This window comes from Companilactobacillus pabuli (genome assembly GCF_014058425.1).
Classification (GTDB): domain Bacteria; phylum Bacillota; class Bacilli; order Lactobacillales; family Lactobacillaceae; genus Companilactobacillus; species Companilactobacillus pabuli.
In genome coordinates this window covers 1,326,584-1,348,495 of sequence record NZ_CP049366.1, presented here as the reverse complement: position 1 = coordinate 1,348,495, position 21,912 = coordinate 1,326,584, and the positions used below count along the sequence as shown (strand labels likewise).

At 36.8% G+C, this 21,912-nt stretch carries 25 protein-coding genes; 23 read left to right on the top strand and 2 right to left on the bottom strand.

Annotated features, from left to right (window positions below):
- The first annotated feature begins 240 nt into the window (after positions 1-240).
- Positions 241-1,326: a 3-phosphoserine/phosphohydroxythreonine transaminase gene (gene serC, locus G6534_RS06530; protein WP_182082518.1), complete on the top strand. Its 1,086-nt coding sequence runs from the start codon at positions 241-243 to the stop codon at positions 1,324-1,326.
- A complete protein-coding gene (locus tag G6534_RS06525) occupies positions 1,326-2,495 on the top strand; it encodes a phosphoglycerate dehydrogenase (RefSeq protein ID WP_182082517.1) in 1,170 nt (389 codons plus the stop codon). The genes serC and G6534_RS06525 overlap by 1 nt, the downstream gene beginning before the upstream one ends.
- Before the next feature lie 26 nt (positions 2,496-2,521).
- Here G6534_RS06525 and lexA read toward each other — a convergent pair whose 3' ends face one another.
- Positions 2,522-3,145, bottom strand: coding sequence for a transcriptional repressor LexA (lexA, locus tag G6534_RS06520; RefSeq protein WP_059073601.1), 624 nt, complete (start codon positions 3,143-3,145; stop codon positions 2,522-2,524).
- Between the two features lie 95 nt (positions 3,146-3,240).
- On the opposite strand from lexA, the gene G6534_RS06515 reads away from it, so the two are divergent.
- From G6534_RS06515 to purD, 13 genes are all read left to right on the top strand, one after another.
- Positions 3,241-3,483, top strand: coding sequence for a DUF896 domain-containing protein (locus tag G6534_RS06515; RefSeq protein WP_059073602.1), 243 nt, complete (start codon positions 3,241-3,243; stop codon positions 3,481-3,483).
- A 61-nt stretch (positions 3,484-3,544) separates the two neighbouring features.
- The gene (locus G6534_RS06510; protein ID WP_057815059.1) at positions 3,545-3,766 is read left to right on the top strand and encodes a YneF family protein; all 222 of its coding nucleotides are present in this window, start codon (positions 3,545-3,547) and stop codon (positions 3,764-3,766) included.
- Positions 3,767-4,007: 241 nt separating this feature from the next.
- On the top strand, positions 4,008-4,490 hold the full coding sequence (gene purE, locus G6534_RS06505) for a 5-(carboxyamino)imidazole ribonucleotide mutase (RefSeq protein WP_059073603.1): 483 nt from the start codon (positions 4,008-4,010) through the stop codon (positions 4,488-4,490).
- Positions 4,483-5,613, top strand: a complete 1,131-nt coding sequence (purK, locus tag G6534_RS06500) for a 5-(carboxyamino)imidazole ribonucleotide synthase (RefSeq protein WP_082666888.1) — start codon at positions 4,483-4,485, stop codon at positions 5,611-5,613. The genes purE and purK overlap by 8 nt, the downstream gene beginning before the upstream one ends.
- A gap of 2 nt (positions 5,614-5,615) precedes the next feature.
- Positions 5,616-6,323 (top strand): phosphoribosylaminoimidazolesuccinocarboxamide synthase, encoded by a 708-nt coding sequence (purC, locus tag G6534_RS06495; protein ID WP_059073604.1) that lies wholly within the window; start codon positions 5,616-5,618, stop codon positions 6,321-6,323.
- Between the two features lie 10 nt (positions 6,324-6,333).
- The gene (gene purS / locus G6534_RS06490) at positions 6,334-6,582 is read left to right on the top strand and encodes a phosphoribosylformylglycinamidine synthase subunit PurS (RefSeq protein WP_010019470.1); all 249 of its coding nucleotides are present in this window, start codon (positions 6,334-6,336) and stop codon (positions 6,580-6,582) included.
- A complete protein-coding gene (gene purQ, locus G6534_RS06485) occupies positions 6,583-7,257 on the top strand; it encodes a phosphoribosylformylglycinamidine synthase subunit PurQ (protein WP_059073605.1) in 675 nt (224 codons plus the stop codon). It begins immediately after the preceding gene.
- Complete coding sequence (purL, locus tag G6534_RS06480; RefSeq protein WP_059073606.1) at positions 7,257-9,467, top strand: phosphoribosylformylglycinamidine synthase subunit PurL; 2,211 nt, start codon at positions 7,257-7,259, stop codon at positions 9,465-9,467. Before purQ ends, purL begins: the two co-directional genes overlap by 1 nt.
- Positions 9,452-10,858, top strand: coding sequence for an amidophosphoribosyltransferase (gene purF / locus G6534_RS06475; protein ID WP_059073633.1), 1,407 nt, complete (start codon positions 9,452-9,454; stop codon positions 10,856-10,858). The genes purL and purF overlap by 16 nt, the downstream gene beginning before the upstream one ends.
- A 12-nt stretch (positions 10,859-10,870) precedes the next feature.
- Positions 10,871-11,890 carry a phosphoribosylformylglycinamidine cyclo-ligase gene (gene purM, locus G6534_RS06470; protein WP_182082516.1) on the top strand — a complete coding sequence of 340 codons (1,020 nt, stop codon included), beginning with the start codon at positions 10,871-10,873 and terminating at the stop codon, positions 11,888-11,890.
- Positions 11,887-12,468 (top strand): phosphoribosylglycinamide formyltransferase, encoded by a 582-nt coding sequence (gene purN / locus G6534_RS06465; protein ID WP_059073608.1) that lies wholly within the window; start codon positions 11,887-11,889, stop codon positions 12,466-12,468. The genes purM and purN overlap by 4 nt, the downstream gene beginning before the upstream one ends.
- On the top strand, positions 12,468-14,009 hold the full coding sequence (gene purH / locus G6534_RS06460) for a bifunctional phosphoribosylaminoimidazolecarboxamide formyltransferase/IMP cyclohydrolase (protein WP_182082515.1): 1,542 nt from the start codon (positions 12,468-12,470) through the stop codon (positions 14,007-14,009). The genes purN and purH overlap by 1 nt, the downstream gene beginning before the upstream one ends.
- 12 nt (positions 14,010-14,021) lie before the next feature.
- Positions 14,022-15,278, top strand: a complete 1,257-nt coding sequence (purD, locus tag G6534_RS06455; RefSeq protein WP_059073610.1) for a phosphoribosylamine--glycine ligase — start codon at positions 14,022-14,024, stop codon at positions 15,276-15,278.
- 51 nt (positions 15,279-15,329) lie between these two features.
- Here purD and G6534_RS06450 read toward each other — a convergent pair whose 3' ends face one another.
- Entirely contained in the window at positions 15,330-15,959 is a 630-nt protein-coding gene (locus tag G6534_RS06450) for a lysophospholipid acyltransferase family protein (protein ID WP_182082514.1), read from the bottom strand.
- 62 nt (positions 15,960-16,021) lie between these two features.
- On the opposite strand from G6534_RS06450, the gene G6534_RS06445 reads away from it, so the two are divergent.
- From G6534_RS06445 to G6534_RS12185, 8 genes are all read left to right on the top strand, one after another.
- Positions 16,022-16,750, top strand: a complete 729-nt coding sequence (locus tag G6534_RS06445) for a tRNA1(Val) (adenine(37)-N6)-methyltransferase (RefSeq protein ID WP_182082513.1) — start codon at positions 16,022-16,024, stop codon at positions 16,748-16,750.
- The gene (locus tag G6534_RS06440) at positions 16,740-17,021 is read left to right on the top strand and encodes a GIY-YIG nuclease family protein (RefSeq protein ID WP_059073613.1); all 282 of its coding nucleotides are present in this window, start codon (positions 16,740-16,742) and stop codon (positions 17,019-17,021) included. Before G6534_RS06445 ends, G6534_RS06440 begins: the two co-directional genes overlap by 11 nt.
- 124 nt (positions 17,022-17,145) lie before the next feature.
- Positions 17,146-17,952, top strand: coding sequence for a 30S ribosomal protein S2 (gene rpsB / locus G6534_RS06435; protein ID WP_059073614.1), 807 nt, complete (start codon positions 17,146-17,148; stop codon positions 17,950-17,952).
- A 70-nt stretch (positions 17,953-18,022) separates the two neighbouring features.
- On the top strand, positions 18,023-18,898 hold the full coding sequence (tsf, locus tag G6534_RS06430; RefSeq protein ID WP_059073615.1) for a translation elongation factor Ts: 876 nt from the start codon (positions 18,023-18,025) through the stop codon (positions 18,896-18,898).
- Between the two features lie 168 nt (positions 18,899-19,066).
- Positions 19,067-19,801 carry a UMP kinase gene (gene pyrH / locus G6534_RS06425; protein WP_010019489.1) on the top strand — a complete coding sequence of 245 codons (735 nt, stop codon included), beginning with the start codon at positions 19,067-19,069 and terminating at the stop codon, positions 19,799-19,801.
- The gene (gene frr / locus G6534_RS06420; RefSeq protein ID WP_059073616.1) at positions 19,791-20,348 is read left to right on the top strand and encodes a ribosome recycling factor; all 558 of its coding nucleotides are present in this window, start codon (positions 19,791-19,793) and stop codon (positions 20,346-20,348) included. Before pyrH ends, frr begins: the two co-directional genes overlap by 11 nt.
- A gap of 5 nt (positions 20,349-20,353) precedes the next feature.
- Complete coding sequence (locus G6534_RS12190) at positions 20,354-21,097, top strand: isoprenyl transferase (RefSeq protein ID WP_082666889.1); 744 nt, start codon at positions 20,354-20,356, stop codon at positions 21,095-21,097.
- 18 nt (positions 21,098-21,115) lie between these two features.
- Positions 21,116-21,910: a phosphatidate cytidylyltransferase gene (locus G6534_RS12185; RefSeq protein ID WP_059073618.1), complete on the top strand. Its 795-nt coding sequence runs from the start codon at positions 21,116-21,118 to the stop codon at positions 21,908-21,910.
- Positions 21,911-21,912 lie beyond the last annotated feature (2 nt).

Below are 21,912 nucleotides of genomic sequence, written 5' to 3'. Positions count from 1 at the left end.
AGAATGTTAAAGTTTATTTAAGTTAATTGGAGGTTCTTTAATATGAAAAATATCAAAAGTACATTAAACCTTACAGTCTCCTCCAAGTCTACACGTATATACATGTAGGCTTATTAACTAAACCTCATGTATGAAGCCAAATTCATAGCTGTGGGGTTAATAATTTAAGTCAACTAGTTTCCTCACAGAGATTTTATCTGTGGGGATTTTTTTATCTAATTTTTTAAGGGAGTGGAGTTCATGGTAGTTTATAATTTTTCAGCTGGTCCAGCTGTTTTGCCAGATGAAGTCATAAAAAAAGTAAAGGCCGATTTACCATCTTATGATAATTCAGGTATGAGTGTGATGGAAATATCCCACCGTTCTGATTTATTCGATAACATTATCGACCAAGCACAACAAGATTTGCGAGCTTTATTGCAAATACCAGATAATTATCGAGTTTTATTTTTCCAAGGTGGATGTACTTTACAGTTTAGTGCAGCTCCCTTGAATTTAGCAACTGAGCATAAAAAAATTGCTTTACTAGATAGTGGCCATTGGGCTGATCGAGCTAGAGACGAGGCTAGTCGTTTAGGCATTGGGGTGGACGTTCTAGATTCAACTAAGAATCTTCATTACACCAAATTACCTGTATTAAAAGACTTGCCACAAAATACGTATGATTACTTACACATTACTACTAATAATACGATTGAAGGAACTGCTTATAGTAGTTTGCCTAAGACTGGAAAAACTCCATTAGTAGCTGACTTATCGTCTAACTTTTTAGCTCAAAATTATGATTTTTCTAAATTTGATTTGATGATGGTTGGAGCTCAAAAAAATGTTGGAATCGCTGGCTTAACTATTGTCGTAGTCAAAGATGATTTGATTGGCAAAGCTAAAAATCTTCCTAGTATGATTGATTATGAACTATTTGCTAAAAAGAATTCGATGTTCAATACGCCACCTGTTTTTGCCATTTACGTGGCTGGATTAGTTTTAAAATGGATAAAACAACAAGGTGGAGTTGCAGAAATGGATCGTCGCAATCGTAAAAAATCTGATTTATTGTACGATTTTTTGGACGATTCTAAATTATTTACAGCACCAGTTATAAAAAAGGACCGCTCTTTGACAAATGTACCTTTTGTAACGGGAAATAAGGCATTGGATCAAGAGTTGATCCAACAAGCTGGTGAAGTCGGTTTATTGAATATCAAGGGCCATCGTTCAGTCGGTGGAATGCGCGCTAGTTTGTACAATGCGATGCCCTTTAGTGGCGTTGAAAAACTAGTTGACTTCTTAAATAAATTTGAAAAAGAATACTGGGGGAAACACTGATGTATGATGTAAAAACTTTTAATGCAATTGCCCAAAGTGGCTTGGATACTTTTAGAAATGATTTCGAAATTAATAAGACCGATGATCCGGATGCCTATTTGATTAGATCAGTGAACTTGTTGGAAGCTGATTTTCCGCAGAGTTTAAAGACTATCGTCAGAGCTGGCGCTGGTGTCAATAATATTCCGTTAGACCGCGTAACTGAAAAAGGAATTGCCGTCTTTAACACTCCCGGTAGCAATGCTAATGCCGTTAAGGAATTGATAGTTGCCTTAATGATTGCTACAAAAAGAAACCTCTTTGCAGCTCATCGATATTCAGATGAACATACAGAGGCTGATGTTTCCCAACGAACTGAAAAAGATAAGACTAAATTCAATGGCACAGAGTTAGCCGGTAAAAAGATTGCAGTGATTGGCCTAGGACATGTCGGTTCCTTAGTTGCTAATGCTGCGTTAGGATTAGGGATGAAAGTAATTGGTTATGATCCTTATTTATCAGCCAATGCTGCTTGGAGAATCAACAATAAAGTCAAACGAGTTGATACGATTAAAAAAGCGGTGAAAAATGCAGATTTTGTTACTATCCACGTGCCTAAGAATGAAGAGACAATTGGTTTGGTTAGTACTCCAGAAATCAATGAAATGAAAGATGGCGTAGTTCTGTTCAACTATTCAAGAATTGGAATCGTCAATAATAAGGCTGCTGTTAAAGCCATTCGTAATCAAAAAATCAATCATTATTGTACTGATTTTGGTGAACCCATTATCGCTGATAATCCACAAATTACGATTACACCACACATTGGAGGTTCAACTTTAGAAGCTGAATCAAATGGGGCTATTCAAGGAGCAAATACTGTTATGGATTATTTGCAAAATGGTGATACGACTAATTGTGTTAATTTACCAAACATGCAAGTGGCATTTGAAACGGCCTTTCGAATTACGGTAATTCACCAAAATGTTCCTAACATGGTAGGGCAAATTAGTACTCAATTAGCTGATCGTCAAATCAATATTGAAAATATGGCTAATGCAGCTAAGGATAAAGTGGCTTACACAATCGTTGACGTTAATGATTTAAATCAAGACGATGCTGAAGGGTTGATTCATCATTTGAATTCTATTCCCGAAGTTTATCGTGTTCGTTTGATCAAACATCAATAAAAAAACCACTCAATTAAATGAGTGGCTTAGAATATTTGTGAACGATATAATCCAACGACTTTTCCTAAAATCTCAACATTGTCTAAGATGATAGGGTCCATTGTATCGTTTTCTGGTTGTAGGCGGTAATGTCCATTTTCTTGATAAAATCTCTTGCAAGTAGCTTCGATATCTTCAGTCATCGCAATAATAATTTCACCGTTGTTAGCAAAATTTTGTTCGTGAACGATAACGTGGTCGCCATCGTAAATTCCAGCGTTGATCATACTTTCACCATGAATTTCTAGCATGAATAGTTCACCAGACTCACGATTTAAATCGGGTGGGAGTGGGAAGTAACCATCAGGATTTCTTTCAGCAGTAATTGGTTGACCAGCCGCAACAGTACCTAAGATAGGAATTTGTTTTGACTTGATTCCAATCGAGCTGAGTCCAATGGTCGTTAACTCGATGGCACGTGGTTTAGTAGGATCACGTTGGATGTAGCCTTTCTTTTCAAGACGAGATAGATGACCGTGGACCGTTGATGTTGAAGATAAATCTACAGCTTCGCAGATCTCTCTAACAGTAGGCGGATATCCATGTTCGTCTAAGTAATCATAAATGCATTGTAAAATTTGTGACTGTTTAGAGCCTTCAGCTTTTGACATTAGAACACCTCATTGTTAATATCTTAAATAGATTGTATCAAAATTTGAATACAAGTTCAAACAAGTGTTCGATTGTATTAGGGAGATTTGAGAAAATGAACGAACAAGACGAATTACTTAAGAAAATCAACGAGTTAGCGCACAAAGCAAAAGCTGGCACGATTACTAAAGAAGAAGAAGATCAACAAGCAGAACTTAGAAAAGAGTACTTGAAGAACTTCCGTGCTAGTTTTAAATCACAAATTGAAATGTTGCGTGTCTTTGATAAGCAAGGAAATGAAGTTACCCCTGAAAAAGTCAGAGAAATTCAACGCAAAAAGGGATTACGTGACGATTAGACTTTCATTTATTGAATTTTTTTTGTAATATTAATAAGTATATGGAAAGGGTGAAACATAAATGGGAACAACAATAGTCGTTGGTATTTTAGCTTTGTTGGTTGGCCTAGTTGGTGGTTTCTTTGCAGCTAGATGGTATATGAAGAAATATTTCCAAGACAATCCACCAATCAGTGCTGATATGATTAAGCAAATGATGGCTCAAATGGGACAAAAGCCTTCACAAAAGAAACTTAATCAATTAATGAATACTATGAAGAATTCACAAAAGAACAACAAATAGTTAAAGCAAAATAAGCGATATGCATATTTTTATATGTGTATCGCTTATTTTTTTATGTTTAAAATTAACCAATCACTAAATTACGAACTAAATATATTTATATAATTATAATCGATAAAATGTAAACGATAAACACGAATAATAATCAAAAAATAATGCATAAAATACGCTTTTAGCGTTGAAAGTAAATGAAAATCCTGATAAACTTTGGATACCAAAGCAAGAAAGGTGGAAATTTTTAATGTCTGATGTAGCGATAGTTATGGGTTCCATTTCTGATTTAAAAGTTATGCAAGCAACAATTGACGTCTTGCAAGAGCTTGGAGTCAGTTATGAAGCCAAAGTGATTTCAGCGCACCGTACGCCTCAAGAAATGCTCGATTTTGCGAGAGGTGCTAAGGATACTTTCAAAGTGATCATTGCCGGAGCAGGGGGAGCTGCTCATTTACCTGGCATGATCGCATCATCAACAATTTTACCGGTGATTGGGGTACCGGTTCCATCGAGATATCTTAAAGGGATGGACTCATTGCTTTCAATAGTACAAATGCCAGCAGGAGTTCCAGTTGCAACTGTTTCCATTGGTGAAGCTGGGGCAAAGAATGCGGCAATTTTAGCCACTAAGATTTGCGCACTACAAAATGAAAATTATCAAGAATCATTAAGGAAATATGTTCAAGCGATGCACGACAAATCGCTAGAAAGTGGGAAAGACCTTGGATAAGACAATTTTACCTGGCTCAACAATTGGGATTATCGGCGGTGGTCAATTAGGTCAGATGATGTCCTTTTGTGCCAAAGAAATGGGTTATAAAGTGATTATTTTAGATCCACAAGAGAATTGTTCGGCCGCACAAGTGTCTGATGATCAAATCGTAGCTGAATATTCGGATGTTGATCAACTAGTTGAATTAGCTAAAAGATGCGATGTTTTAACTTATGAGTTTGAAAATGTCGATGCGGCGGCTATCAATGAAGTTAAGAAATACACTCAAGTGCCTCAAGGTACTAAGGCTTTGAAGGTTACTCAAAATAGAATTTCTGAAAAAGATTTCATCGATGCTAATGGTTTTTCAACCGTTCCGCACGTTGTGATTGAAAATATTTTTGAGTATCACCGTGGCGTAGAAAAATTAGGTGCTCCAGTAATTTTGAAGACGATTCGTGGCGGCTATGATGGGAAAGGTCAAATTTTGATCACAGATCCCGAAGATGTTTGCTTTGCTGATATTGAACATTTATTGATGCAAGGACCTTGCATGTTGGAAAAGAAAATCGACTTGGAAAAAGAAGTTTCGGTTGTCGTTTCTGCTAACAGTAAGGGCGAAAAGTCAATTTTTCCAATTATTGAAAATGTCCATCGTCACAATATTTTACATTTGAGTACTTGTCCAGCTCAGATCAGTGAAAAGAGTGCTCGGCACATTTACAACGTTGCTGAAACTTTAGCTGAAAAACTCGAGTTGGTCGGTACGATGTGTATCGAATTCTTTATTTCTGATAAAGATGAAGTTTTTGTTAATGAGATTGCTCCAAGACCTCATAATTCGGGCCATTTGACGATTGAAGCATGCAACATTTCTCAATTCGATGCTCATATCCGAGGAGTTTGCAACCTAGCAATGCCTAAAGTTGAACTTCTCAAACCAGCTGCTATGGTCAACCTTTTGGGTCAACATTTAGAACCCGCTAAAAGGGAATTAGCTCAACATCCAGAATGGCATTTCCACGACTATGGAAAGGATGCCGTTAAAGAAAATCGCAAGATGGGTCACATCACAATTTTGAGTGATGATCTTGAAAAAACTAAACAAGCTATCGAAAATAATTCAATTTGGGACGTGTAAAAATGACAAATGAAAAGTTACTTTACGAAGGAAAAGCTAAGAACGTGTATCAAGCTGAAAATGAAGATGAAGTTTTGATGGTTTATAAAGATCAGGCAACAGCTTTCAATGGTAAGAAAAAAGAAATCCTACCCGGTAAAGGTGTTTTAAACTGTCAGATCTCCATGTTAGTTTTTGATTATTTAATCAAGAATGGCATTAAAACTCATTTAGTAAAAAATCTTTCCGATCATGAACAATTAGTTAAAAAAACTAATGTCTTTCCTTTAGAAGTAGTTTTAAGAAATATCACTTCCGGTTCTTTAGTAAGAAAATTCCAAATTGAAGAAGGTCAAAAATTATCGACTCCAATTATCGAATTTTATTATAAGAGCGATGCATTAGACGATCCCTTTATCAACGAATCACAAATTCATGCCTTAGGAATTGCTGATAATGCAGAAATCGAAGTTATCAAAGAACAAGCTTTAAAGATCAATCAATTATTGATTCCTTTCTTTGCCAAAGCTGACTTTGATTTAGTTGACTTCAAACTTGAGTTTGGTAAATACAATGGTCAAATCATTTTAGTAGATGAATTTTCACCTGATAATTGCCGTCTATGGGATAAAACTAGTCACCATTCGATGGACAAAGATGTCTTTCGTAAGCACGAAGGCGATTTAGTTGAAACATACCACGACGTCTTGCAACGACTACAAGATAAATAGGAGAGAAACCATGAAATTAGTTAAAGTTTACGTTACTTTGAAGGATTCCGTTTTAGATGCACAAGGAGAAGCCATCAAGTCTGCTATCAATACGATGGGCTATGACAAAATATCCGATGTTCATATGGGCAAGTACTTTGAATTGAAATTTGCCAATGATTATCAAGAATTAGAAAACGATGTCGATAAAATTTGTGATGACCTTTTAGCAAATCCTAATATTGAAACTTATCGTTATGAAATTACGGAGGCTGAGTAAATGAAATTTGCAGTGGTAAATTTTCCGGGCTCCAACTGTGATATGGATCTCTTTTATGCGATTCGTGATGGCATCAAACAAGCAGTTGAACTAGTCGATTATCGAGCTACCTCTTTGGATGGTTTTGATGGCGTGTTAATTCCCGGTGGTTTTTCATACGGTGACTATTTGCGTAGTGGAGCAATTGCTGTACACGCACCAATCGTTAAAGAAATTATTCGTTTTGCTAATGAAGGCAAAATCGTTTTGGGAATCTGCAACGGTTTTCAAATTTTAACTGAGTTAGGTTTGTTGCCTGGTGCTTTGATTCAAAATGAAAAGAGTCGTTTTATTTGTGAGACTGTCGACCTTGAAGTTGAGAACAATCAGACTATTTTCACAAGTCGCTATCAACCAAAAGAAATAATCAAAGTTCCAATTGCCCATGGTGAGGGACGTTATTACTGTGACGAAGCAACTTTGCAGGAATTAAAAGAGAATCATCAAATCATTTTCAAGTATAAAGAAAATATCAATGGCAGTGTGGACCAAATTGCTGGTATTGCCAACAAAGAAAAGAATGTATTGGGAATGATGCCTCATCCGGAAAGAGCAATTGAAGAAATTCTTGGTTCTGATGACGGTCTAAAATTGTTCCAATCGTTAATCAATCCAGAAGTAAAGGTGAATGACTAATGACTGAACCTACTGCAAAACAAATTAAAGATGAAAAGATTTATCAACAATGGGGACTAACTGATGAAGAATATAACTTGATCAGTGAAAAGATTTTACATCGTCTACCAAACTACACAGAAGCGGGACTTTATTCCGTAATGTGGAGTGAACATTGTTCTTATAAAAATTCCAAAAAAGTTCTTCGCAAGATGCCTAATCACAGTGATCGCGTTTTAGCAGGTCCAGGTGAAGATGCAGGTATTTTAGATATTGGTGATAATCAAGCTGTCGTTTTCAAAGCTGAAAGTCACAACCATCCATCAGCCGTTGAACCTTATCAAGGGGCTGCAACTGGTGTTGGGGGAATCATTAGAGATATTTTCTCAATGGGTGCTCAACCAATTGCTTTGATGAATAGTTTGAAATTTGGACCATTAAAAGATGGTAAAACTAAGCATTTGGTTAACGAAGTAGTTGCAGGTATTGGTGGTTACGGAAACTGTATCGGTTTACCAACTATTGGGGGAGAAGTTTCTTTTGAAGATTGTTATGAACACAATCCATTAGTTAATGCAATGTGTATCGGTTTGTTGAACAGCACTGATTTCAAGCATGGTACTGCAAGTGGCGATAAGAACTTGATTGTTTATGTTGGTGCGAAGACTGGTCGTGATGGGATTCATGGGGCTACTTTTGCTTCAGATGAATTTACCGACACAAAGAACAAACAACGTTCAGCTGTGCAAGTAGGTAATCCATTCATTGAAAAATTATTGATGGATGCTTGTGTTGAAATTATCGAACAACATTCTAATTGGATCTTAGGAATTCAAGATATGGGTGCAGCTGGATTGGTTTCTTCAACTGCTGAAATGGCTTCTAAAGCAGGATCTGGTTTGAAATTGAATCTAGATCGTGTGCCACAACGAGAAACTGGCATGACAGCTTATGAAATGATGCTATCAGAATCTCAAGAACGAATGGTCTTATGTGTAAAACCAGAATTTATCGACGATGTATTGATGTTCTTTAGACATTTTGAATTGGATGCAGTTGTCATTGGTGAAGTTACTAATGACAAACAATATCGTATTTACCATCACAATGAACTAGTAACCGATATTCCTGTCGACAGTTTGACTGAAGATGTTCCGGAATATGATCGAGTTGAAAAACAGCCACAAAGAATGATTGATGATAAAGACTTCCACTTTGAACCAAAGATTTCCTCATTGAAAGAAACTTGGTTGGACATGTTACGACGCCCTAATATTGCTAGTAAAAAATATTTCTATCAAACTTATGATTCTCAAGTTAAAGCCAATACTTTGGTTCGCCCCGGTAGTGATGCTGGCGTGGTTAGAATTCGAGGAACAAAAAAAGCCATCGCAGTAACTAACGATAGCAATTCAAAATATGTTTATTTAAATCCTTTTGTTGGTGGACAAATTGCTGTTATGGAAGCAGCAAGAAATATCGTTGCCAGTGGTGGTCTACCAATCGGTATTACTGACTGTTTAAATTACGGCAATCCCGAAGATCCAGAAGCCTTTTATGAATTAGACAAGAGTGTCGAAGGAATTGCCAGTGCTTGTGAAATTATTGATACACCAGTTATCTCTGGTAATGTTTCACTTTATAACGAATATAACGAAGTGGCCATTTATCCTAGCCCAATGGTAGGGATGGTCGGCTTGATCGATGATATCAAAAAAGTTACTACGAGTGATTTCAAACACAGTCAGGATCTGATTTATGTATTAGGTCAGACGAAAGACGACTTCAATGGTTCAGAAATCCAAATGGCACAAATGAAACAATTAAAAGGTGATTTAAGACCATTAGATCTAAATAAAGAAAAATTGCATCAAGATTTGATCAGACAAGCCATCAATCAAGGTTTAGTGAAGAGTTGTCATGATCTTTCAGAAGGTGGTTTAGCAGTTGCCTTGTCAGAATCGGCCTTTCAAAATGACCTCGGGTTTGAAGTTGAAACTAAATTAACTTCTCAACAAATGTTCTCAGAAACTCAATCACGATTCTTAGTAACAGTGGCACCAAAGGATCAAATGGCCTTTGAAAACCTTGTACAAAGAGATTTCGAATTATTAGGTTTTGTTAGTTCCCAAAATATTTTCAAAATTACTACAGCCGATGAAACAGTTCAAATCGATGGACAAACAGCTAAGAGTAATTGGAAAGAGGCGATTGCGTGCTTAATGAAGTAAAGAGTTTGAATGAAGAATGTGGTGTATTTGGTGTCTGGGGCGCTGAAAATGCTAATTACCTAACTTATTTAGGATTGCACAGTCTTCAACATCGTGGCCAAGAAGGTGCCGGAATCGTTGCCAATGACGGTAAAAGATTACGAACTTACCGTAATTTAGGATTGTTAACACAAGTTTTCTCTAAACCGGAATTTCTCAATAGTTTAGTTGGAAATTCAGCAATTGGTCACGTTCGTTATTCGACTGCTGGTGAGAACAAAATCGAAAACGTTCAGCCACTATTGTTTGACTTTACAGACAGTCAACTCGCCTTGGCGCATAACGGTAACTTGACTAATGCCATCACACTCAAAAAAGAATTAGAAGAAAAAGGTCATATTTTCAAATCTAGTTCTGATTCAGAAGTTTTGGTACATCTGATTAAGGTCTCTAATGCACCAACTTTACATGAAAAAATTATTGAAGCACTTAACAAGATTCAAGGTGGATTTGCCTATCTATTGTTGACAAAAGACTCTTTAATTGTAGCTCTTGATTCACACGGATTTAGACCCTTATCAATTGGTAAATTGCCTAACGGAGGTTTCGTAGTAGCCAGTGAGACTTGTGCTTTGGATGCTGTCGGAGCAACTTTAGTCCGTGATGTTAAACCAGGAGAATTGATCACTATCTCAGATTCTGGTATGGAAATTGATCAGTGGACTAAAAAGACTCAATTAGCTATTTGTTCAATGGAATTCATCTATTTTGCTCGACCAGACTCAGATATTTTAGGAATCAACGTTCATTCAGCTAGAAAACGTATGGGTGCTAATCTTGCCAAAGAAGCTCCAGCTGACGGAGATATTGTCGTAGGTGTTCCTAACTCTTCTTTGTCAGCAGCTAGTGGTTATGCTGAAGAGATTGGCTTGCCTTACGAAATGGGCTTGATCAAGAACCAATATATGGGTCGAGAGTTTATCCAACCAACTAAAGAATTGCGTGAAAAGAGCGTTCGTCAAAAGTTGGCCGCTGTTAAAGGTGTTGTTCGTGGCAAACGAGTAATTTTGGTCGATGATTCAATCGTCCGGGGAACTACTTGTGCTTATATCGTGCAATTATTACGTGATGCAGGGGCAACAGAAGTTCATCTAAGAATCGCTTCACCACGTTTCATGCACCCATGTTTTTATGGTATCGATATTCAAGAAAAGAGCGAATTGATTGCTGCTCACAAGTCGATCCCTGAAATGAATCAAATGTTTGGGTCTGATTCATTGAAGTTTCTCAGTGAAGATGGCTTGATCAAAGCAATTGGTTTAAATACGGATGCACCATATTCTGGTTTGGATATGTCATATTTCAATGGCGATTATCCAACGTATCTCTACGACTACGAGTCCAAAAAATGAGGAGGCATCAAGATGTCCAATCCCTATCAAGATGCGGGTGTTGATATTCAATCAGGCTATAAGATTTCTAAATTTGTTAAACAAAACACTCACAATAAAAATATCGGCAATTTTGGTGGCGTTTATGAGATTCCCGAAGGCTACAAACATCCAGTTCTAGTTTCTAGCGATGATGGTGTTGGGACAAAACTGTTACTGACGAATGAAGCCAAGAAGTGGGATACGATTGGTATTGATTTGGTAGCAATGTGTGTCAACGATATTTTGTCACAGGGAGCTATTCCTCAATACTTTTTAGACTATATTTCAACTGGCAAAATCGATCAAAAAGTCGAAGAAATCCTTAAAGGTGTAATTGCTGGGTGTAATCAAGCAAATGCCGCTTTAATCGGTGGCGAAACAGCAGAAATGCCCGGTGTTTATAGCGAAAAAGATTACGATTTAGCAGGTTTTTCAGTTGGTATTTGTGAAAAAGACGACTTATTGCAAAAGGAAAATCTACAAAGTGGTGATGTCTTGATTGGTATTACTTCTAGTGGAATCCATTCCAATGGTTATTCACTCGTTCGAAAGATTTTCTTCCAAGATAACGACTTTTCTATCAATGACGTGTTGCCAGAAGCATCTGGAAAAACTTTAGGCGAATTGTTATTAACACCAACGAAGATTTATGTTGAAGATGTTGTTCCATTGTTAGAGGAACGTTTGATCAAAGGCATCAGTCATATCACTGGTGGGGGATTTCTTGAAAATATTCCTCGGATGTTACCCGACGATTTAGCAGCGTCAATCAATGTTGACGTTTGGCCCAAGCTACCTATTTTTGATATTTTGCAAAAATATGGACAGTTGGAACTATGTGATATGTATAACATTTTCAATATGGGTATCGGGATGGTCATAGCTGTCGATCCTGCTAGAGAAATCGAAGTTTTGGAATTATTGAATGAAAATAAAACTAATGCTTATACAATTGGTGAACTAGTACCAAGAGAATCTCAAAGTCTGATTTTGAAAGGAGATAAGCTATGAGAGTAGCCATCTTTGCTTCCGGCAGCGGCAGTAATTTCGAAGCCATTGCCAAATCGGATGAGTTAAGGAATTTAGGTTTAGAAATTGAAGTTTTAGTTTGTGATCAACCAAAAGCTCATGTTTTAAAGCGAGCTGAAAAGTATCAGATCCCCGTGTTCGTTAATCAATTAGCTGATTATCCTGATCGCAGTACTTATGAACAAGCAATCATTGATAAGTTAAAACCGTTGAAGATCGAATATATTTTATTAGCAGGCTATATGAAGGTTGTGACACCAACTTTATTAGCAGCTTATCCTAATCGCATTATCAATATTCATCCATCACTATTACCGAAGTTCTCAGGCCTTGAAGCAATTGAAAGAGCCTTTAAAGCAGGGGATGAAGTAACTGGTGTAACGATTCATTATATTGATGAAGGGGTCGATACAGGACCAATTATCAAGCAATGTAAAGTTGTTCGTTTAAGAAATGATACTGAAGCTAGTTTGGAAGCAAGAATTCATCAAACCGAGCATCAGATGTATCGCCAAGTAATTCTTGATTTATTAAATAAAAATAATGAGGTGGCCAAATAATGAAGAGAGCTTTAATCAGTGTTTCAGATAAAACAGGTGTTGTTGAATTTGCTAAAGGTTTAATCGCTAATGATTTTGAAATTATTTCTACTGGTGGTACATACAAGAAACTCCAAGAAGCAGGCGTTAAAGTAACTGAAATTGATGAGGTAACTAAATTTCCAGAAATTCTCGATGGTCGTGTAAAAACTTTGCATCCAGTCGTTCATGCCGGATTACTAGCTAAACGTGATAATCCTGAGCATATGAAGACACTTGAAAAGCTCAATATTAATACAATTGATTTAGTTTGTGTCAATCTTTATCCATTTAAAGAAACTATTTCAAAAGAAGATGTTACTCCAGCACAAGCTATTGAACAGATCGATATCGGTGGTCCTTCAATGATTCGTTCTGCATCTAAGAACTTTAAGAGTGTTTATGTAGTTATTGATAATAAGGATTATGAGACTGTCCTTGAAAGTATTAAATCAGATGAAGATGATACTGTTTTACGTCGTCGTTTAGCTGCTAAAGCTTTCCGCCATACAGCCCAATACGACAGCATTATTGCTCATTATTTGACAGATTTGAATGGGGATGAATTCCCAGACGTTGAAGTTTTAGGATACGATTATCACCAAGAATTAAGATATGGTGAAAATTCTCATCAAAAAGCTGCCTTTTATCAAAGTGCTATGCCAAGTGAATATTCAATCGCTTCTGCAAAACAACTTCATGGTAAGGAATTATCATTCAACAACATCAAGGATGCTGATGCTGCTTTAAGAATTGTAGCTGATTTTGATCAACCTTGTGTAGCCGCTTTGAAGCATATGAATCCTTGTGGTGTTGGAGTTGATGATGAATCAATTTACAAGGCATGGAGAAAAGCTTATACAGCTGATACGATGTCAATTTTTGGTGGTATTGTAGCAGTCAATCGCGAAGTTACTAAAGAAATTGCTGAAGAAATGCACAAGATTTTCTTGGAAATTGTAATTGCTCCTAGCTTTACACCTGAAGCCCTAGAAATTCTAGAAGCTAAGAAAAATATCCGTCTTTTGACACTTGATTTCTCTAAATCTAAATCTGCTGACAAATATGATTACGTATCTGTCATGGGTGGATTACTAGTTCAAGAACGTGATAGTACTGTTGATCAAATGGACGAATTTAAAGTTGTTACTAAAAAAGCTCCAACTGATGAAGAAATGAAGGCTCTATTATTCGGTCAACAAATTGTTAAGCACGTTAAGAGTAATGCTATCGTTATTTCAACAACTGACAAGACACTCGGTATTGGTGCTGGTCAAATGAATCGTATCGGTTCAGTTAAAATTGCGATTGAACAAGAGGAACAAGCTGATGCCCATGCACCTTTAGTTATGGCTTCTGATGCTTTCTTCCCAATGGACGACTGTGTTCAATATGCTGCCGAACATAATATCACAGCTATCGTTCAACCAGGTGGTTCTATCAAGGATCAAGATTCAATTGACATGGCAAACGAACACGGCATTGCAATGGTCTTCACAGGTAGAAGACACTTCAAACACTAGAGAGGTTTTTTAATGAAAATACTTGTTGTTGGTTCTGGTGCCAGAGAAGACGCTATTTGTAAGGCATTATTGAAAAATGATAGTAATACAGTTTTCTGTGCGCCTGGAAATGATGGAATGAAATTATCAGGTATCAAAACAATTTCAATCAATGAAGATGAATTTGATCACTTAACTAACTTTGTTCAAACCAATGATATCGACTATACGATCGTTGGTCCGGAAGAGCCTTTGGTAAATGGAATTGTTGATTTCTTTAAGGAACGTAAATTAAAGATTTTCGGTCCTAATAAATTAGCTGCTCAGGTAGAAGGTTCAAAAACTTTCACTAAAAAAGTAATGGCTGATGCCAATATTCCCACAGCCAATTATCGTGAATTTACTAACTTGGAGAATGCGATTGAGTATTTAACCGTTGAATCAAGTTTTCCAACAGTTATCAAAGCTGACGGTTTAGCTGCGGGTAAGGGTGTCTATATTGTTCAAAATTTGGACGATGCTTTGGAAGTAGTCAGTGAACTATTGGACGGGCATAAATTCAATACTAAACGAGTGGTGATTGAAGAATACCTTGAAGGTGAAGAGTTCTCACTGATGGCATTTGTCGACCACAAGCGCTTTTATCCAATGCCTTTGGCCCAAGACTATAAGAAAATCTTTGAAGATGACAAAGGTCCTAATACCGGCGGTATGGGTGCTGTTTGTCCAGTAAGCAATATTTCTGAAGACATCAGACAAATGGCAATTGATCAAGTTTTGAAGCCTTTTGTCCACCAATTGTATCAAGAAGGTATTAAGTATACGGGTATTTTATATGCTGGCTTAATCTTGACCAAAGATGGGATCAAGGTAATTGAATTCAATGCTCGCTTTGGTGATCCAGAAACAGAAGTAGTCTTGCCACGTTTGAAATCTGATTTGTCTGATATTTTTGTAAAGATTTTGAATCATAAGAAGATTACTGAGATTAATTGGGAAACCAAAGGTCTTAATCTAGGTGTTTTTGCAGTCAGCCAAGGTTATCCACAAAAGCCAATTTTTGGCAGTCTAGGTAAAGTTGATGATTTCAAGAATTGCCCTTTGACGATCAATTTTGCGGCTGTTCGTAAACAGGATGATGAATTGATTAGTAATGGTGGGCGCTTGTACTTAATGCAAACACAAGCTGATTCCTTGAGCCATGCTCAAGCTGACGTTTATCAACATTTGCAACGAATGAATCAAGAGAATATTTTTTATCGCCGTGATATAGGTAAAAACTCCATATAGAAGAAAAAGACGACAATTCAATTTGAAATGTCGTCTTTTTTATTTATATAATTATTTATGTTTCTTTTTTGGTGGGATATATTCAAAACTAGGATCGATTTCGTTATCGATTTTGTCCCAAGCCTTTTCCATATCTTCATTAACTTGCTTAGTTTGCTTTTCATCTAATTTAGCTTTGAAGTCAAAGTCGATTTCGGGACCAACTCCAATGGTGATTCGTTGATGTTTCAATAATCCACCGAATGTTAACGGTCCTTGATAAACAAATGGTACTAATGGAGCTTTGGATAACTTAGCTATCAAAGATGCACCACCCTTTAAGTCTTCTGAGTAACGAGTTCCAGAAGGAAACATTATCAAAACTTTACCTTCTTTTTTCAAAGCTTTGACAGGTTTTTTGATAACTGAGGGACCGGGATGTTCTCGATCAACTGGAAAAGCGTGGGCATGGACTAGGATGAATCTTAAAATAGGATTCTTGAAGAGCTCTTTTTTTGCCATAAAAGTTGCATCGCGTGGTGAAATTACCAAAGCAAAAAAGATTGGTTCCCACCAAGTTCGATGCGGTGCTACTAGAATATAGGGCTTATCAGGCAAATTTTCCTTGCCAACTACGTGATAACGCCCGTTTAAGAGGAAGACTAATCCTCTCACTAAAACACGAATTACTTTATAAAACATAAAAATATCATTCTCCCAAAAATAATTTTCACTTATTTAAAATACCATAAAGCAGGTGTAACATGTCGATTAATTCTCAAGATACGATTGCAAATAGTGGTGTCAAAATCAATCAAGATAAAGAACTCTACTCATTCAATCTTGATACTATTTTACTCTATAATTTTGCAAATCCCGCAAAAAAAGGCAAAGTTGTTGATTTATGTGCAGGAAATGGGGCAATCGGTTTGTCTCTAACTAGTAAGACTTCTGCCAAAATTTATTTAGTCGAAATTCAAAAAAAATTATCAGATTTGGCTCAGCAAAGTATTATTGACAACCATTTATCCAAGCAAGTAACTTTAATCAATGATGATTTAAAAAATGTTCAGCAATACATTGCCCATGATACCGTCGATACGGTTGTCTGTAATCCACCATACTTTAAAGTGACGGATCAAACTGCAATTAAGGATAATTCCGTCTTGGCCATTGCACGCCACGAACTAAAAGCTAATTTAAAAGACATTTTGTCAGCCATTAAAGTTTTACTCAAAGAAAACTCTCACGCTTATTTAGTTTATCGTCCCCAACGTCTAAGCGACTTATTAGTGACGATGGCAGAAGAAAAGTTGCAAGCTAAACGCCTACGATTTGTAAGGACAACCGCTAATAAGGATGCTAATTTAGTATTGGTCGATGCGATTAAGACTGTTAAAACTGCATCCTTGAGAGTGGAACCAGATTTGGTTATTTATGACGAAAATCATCAATTAAGTAAAGAGGCTAATTTAATAATCAATGGAAAGTAAATACTACGTTTACATGTTATTGTGCAGTGACAAGACTTTTTACACTGGTACTAGTAACGATGTGAAAAAAAGAGTAAAAACGCATAATGCTGGAAAGGGCGCTAAGTACACGAAAGTAAGACGTCCAGTTAAACTCATGTATACTGAAGAATTAGCCGACAAATCAGCGGCTTTAAAACGGGAAATTGCCATAAAAAAGCTAACTCGTCTCCAAAAAGAACAGCTTTTAAAAAGCCATGGAATAAATTGGCAGGACTACTTGATTAAATAGTGGTCTTCATTTATAATATTAAACCGTATTGAATACACACACTTAACGATTTGGTTGATGGTGCGCAAGTCGCGTTTCAATTGAATAAGACTTAAGTGGAGGTAAAAACCAGGAGGAACTTTTTATGTCAGTTATTTCTATGAAACAACTTCTTGAAGCCGGTGTACATTTCGGTCACCAAACAAGAAGATGGAACCCTAAGATGAAGCCATTTATCTTTACACAAAGAAATGGTATTTACATCATTGATTTACAAAAAACAGTACGCATGATCGACGATGCATACAACTATATGAAGGCTGTTGCCGGTGATGATGGAATTTTCCTATTCGTTGGTACAAAGAAACAAGCCCAAGACGCTGTTGCTGAAGAAGCTACACGTGCCGGTCAATACTACGTTAACCACCGTTGGTTAGGTGGAACTTTGACTAACTGGAACACAATCCAAAAACGTATCAAGAGATTAAAGGACATCAAGGCAATGGCTGAAGATGGTACTTTTGATCGTCTACCTAAGAAAGAAGTTGCTTTACTACAAAAGCAACAAGCTAAGCTAGAAAGATTCCTTGGTGGTATCGAAGATATGCCAAGAATCCCAGATGTTATGTTCATTGTTGATCCTCACAAGGAAAACATTGCTGTTAACGAAGCTAAGAAACTTAACATTCCTATCGTAGCTATGGTTGATACAAACACAGATCCAGATCCTATCGATGTTATCATTCCTTCAAACGATGATGCTATCCGTGCCGTTAGATTAATCACATCTAAGATGGCTGATGCTATCGTTGAAGGTAAACAAGGTGAAGAAGCTGTTACAGATGCAGACTTTGCTAAGGATGACAACAACGACGAAAATTCTGATGCTGCTGATGCAAAATCTATCGAAGATTTAGCACAAGCTAAGAACACAAGCGAAGATAACAAATAATTAAAATAATAAACGTAAAATAGAGTCATCTGAGTAAGATGGCTTTATTTATACGACTGGAGGATTACTAATGGCTAAAATTACTGCTGCTCAAGTTAAAGAATTACGTGATAAGACAAGCGTTGGTATGATGGATGCTAAGAAGGCATTGGTTGCTGCTGACGGTAATATGCAAGAAGCTATCGACAAACTTCGTGAAAAGGGTATTGCTAAGGCTGCCAAGAAGAGTGGTAACGTTGCTGCTGAAGGTTTGACACATATCGAAATCTCAGGTAACAAAGCTGCTATCATCGAAGTTAACTCAGAAACTGACTTTGTTTCATCAAATGATAAGTTTATCAATTTAGTAAATAGTATTGGTAAAGCTATCGTTGAAAATGAACCAAAGACAATGGACGAAGCTTTGGAACTTAAGATGGGTGACCAAACAATCAACGAAGCTATCACTGGCTTAACAGCTGTTATCGGTGAAAAGATTTCATTGAGACGTTTCAAGGTTCTTGACAAAACTGACTCACAAGTATTCGGTTCATACCTACACAATGGTGGTTTGATCGGTGCTATTGTTACTCTTGAAGGTGCTGATGAAGATACTGCTAAGGACGTTGCTATGCACGTTGCAGCTATCAACCCTGAATTCATGGACCGTGATCAAGTTCCTGCAGATCGTCTAGAACATGAAAAAGCTATCTTCACTGAAGAAACAAAAGCTGAAGGTAAACCTGAAAAGATCATTCCTAGAATCGTTGAAGGCCGTCTAAACAAATTCTTGTCAGAAATTAGTTTGGCTGACCAAGAATTCGTTAAGGATTCAGATATGACAGTTCAACAATTTGTTGAATCAAAGAATGGTAAGTTAGTTTCATTCGTTCGTTACGAAGTTGGCGAAGGTATCGAAAAGAAACAAGAAGACTTTGCTGAAGAAGTAAAGAACCAAATGAAGTAATTTTTTAACAATTTCGAGAAAGGTCGCTTAATTCAATTTGAATTAAACGACCTTTTCTTTGTATAAAGGGTTGTATCCGAGCAAATTTTATTTAAAAATAGTGTTTAGATAAATTTAGTGTTTCTAATATGTTAAAATGTTTAATAGCAAAATTAAAGGAGAGTACTTATGCCTAATATCAAGTATAAAAGAATTATTTTAAAAGTTTCTGGTGAAGCTTTAGCTGGAGAAAAAGGATTTGGCATTAATCCCCCAGTTATTAAAAAAATCGCTGAACAAATCAAAAGTGTTCACGATTTAGGTGTTGAGGTTGCCATTGTTTGTGGCGGTGGAAACATCTGGCGTGGCGAAACTGGTGCTGAAATGGGTATGGATCGTGCTCAAGCAGATTACATGGGTATGATGGCTACAGTTATGAATGGTCTAGCATTACAAGATGGTTTGGAAAATATTGGTGTACCAACTCGTGTGCAAACTTCAATTGAAATGCGTCAAGTTGCAGAACCATATATCAGAAGAAGAGCCGTTAGACATCTAGAAAAGGGCCGTGTAGTTATCTTTGCCGGTGGAACTGGTAATCCATACTTCTCAACTGATACTACTTCAGTATTACGTGCTGCTGAAATCGAAGCCGATGTTATTTTGATGGCTAAGAATGATGTTGATGGAGTTTATTCAGCTGATCCTAAGAAGGATCCAAATGCTAAGAAGTATTCAGAATTGTCACAACTTGATATTATCAATAAGAATCTCGGTGTTATGGATACAACAGCTTCTTCATTGTCAATGGATAACAATATTCCATTGATCGTCTTCAACTTGAATAAACCTGAAAATATTAAGAAGGTTGTTCAAGGAGAAAATATTGGAACAATTATAAAGGGTGGTAATGATGACAAATAAAGCTATTACAAAAGCAAAAGAGAATATGTCTAAGTCAGTCGACGTTTTAAGTCGTGAACTAGCTAATATTCGTGCCGGTAAGGCTAATGCTTCAATTTTGAGTAACGTTAAAGTTATGTATTACGGTACAGAAGTACCATTGAATCAAGTTGCTTCTATCAACATTCCAGAAGCACGTGTTTTGATGATCACACCTTATGACAAATCATCACTAGATGACATCGAACATGCTATCAACTCATCAGATTTGGGACTAAACCCTGCTAATGATGGTAGTGTTATTCGTTTGGTTATTCCACAACTTACTGGTGAACGTAGACAAGAAATTGCCAAGCAAGTAGGTAAAGAAGCCGAAAGCGGACGTATTGCTGTTAGAAACGTTCGTCGTGAAGCTATGGATGATTTGAAGAAACAAGAAAAGGATAATGACATCACAGAAGACGAATTGCACACTTTGGAAAAAGATGTTCAAAAAGTTACTGATGATGCGATTGCCCAAATGGATAAATTAGCTGCAGATAAGGAAAAGGAAATTACTGAAGGCTAATTTATATGACAGAAGATATTAGGAAGAGATTAGATCCAGAGGCTTCGATTCCAAAGCATGTAGCAATTATTATGGATGGTAATGGTCGTTGGGCTAAGAGATTGGGCCAACCAAGAATTGCTGGGCATAAAGAAGGCATGAATAATGTCAAAACAATTGCAACTGCTGCCAGTCATTTAGGTGTTAAAGTCTTGAGCCTTTATGCCTTTTCAACTGAAAATTGGAGTCGTCCTAGCAAAGAGGTCAATTTTTTGATGCGCCTACCAGTTGACTTCTTTGGGACATTTATGCCCGATTTAATCAAAGAAAATATTAAAGTATTGGTAACCGGATTTACGGACCATTTGCCTGATAGAACGAGAAAAGTAGTTATGAAAGCAGTTGAGGATACGAAGGATAATACCGGTATGATCCTCAACTTTGCTTTTAATTATGGCGGTCGTGCTGAAATTGTCCATGCAGCAAAAGAGTTGGCAATTAAGGCTCAGGATGGTTCAATAAATCCAGAAGATATTGACGATGAATTGTTTTCTAGTCAATTATTAACTAGTCAATTGGGTGAATTAGCTGACCCAGACTTATTGATTAGAACTAGTGGCGAAGAGCGAATTTCTAATTTCATGTTATGGCAATTAGCCTATTCGGAAATGGTCTTTGATGAAACTCTTTGGCCTGATTATTCGGTTGATAATTTGATTGAGGATATTCAAGAATTCGATAGAAGAGATCGCCGTTTCGGTTCGGTCTAGTTAGTTTGGGGGAAAATTATGAAACAACGTGTAATTACTGCCGTTATTGCATTAGCAATTTTTATTCCCATATTGCTTGCAGGTGGAATTTGGCTAGAAGTTGCAGCAGCAGCACTAGCAGCAGTCGGTGTATTTGAAGTTTATATCATGCGCAAGAGAATCATCGTTTCGGTTGACTTTTTAGTGACGATTTTAGGAACGTTGGCTTTGGTAGTACCAAATGGTTTTTATAGTGGCTGGTTGCCAAAGAGTTTCTCACGTCTTGATTTGTTTTATATCTTTGCAATTATTTTGTTAGTCATTACAGTTTTGACTAAGAACAAATTTAATTTTGAAGATGCAGGTGTTTCAGTAGTTTCAATGCTTTATATTGGAACAGGATTCCATTATTTAGCAGCTGTCAGAAATTCACAACCAGGACTAGGTCTGTTGATGTATGCTTTGATCGTTGTTTGGTCAACTGATATTTTTGCTTATACATTTGGTAGAAAAATCGGTAAGCATAAATTATGGCCTGCTATCAGTCCTAATAAGACATGGGAAGGAACAATTGCCGGGATTATTATGGCTTTAGTTCTCTCTGGTGTTTATATGATTTTTGTCCCACAAGAATATTCCATCACTTCAATGTTGATGATTGCTTTTGTCTTGTCAATTATGGGACAAATGGGCGATTTGATTGAATCTGCCTATAAGAGATTTTACAAAGTTAAAGATTCAGGAAACATCCTGCCAGGTCATGGTGGAATCTTGGATCGTTTCGATAGTATGTTGATCGTACTACCATTGCTACACATTTTTGGTTTAGTCTAAAT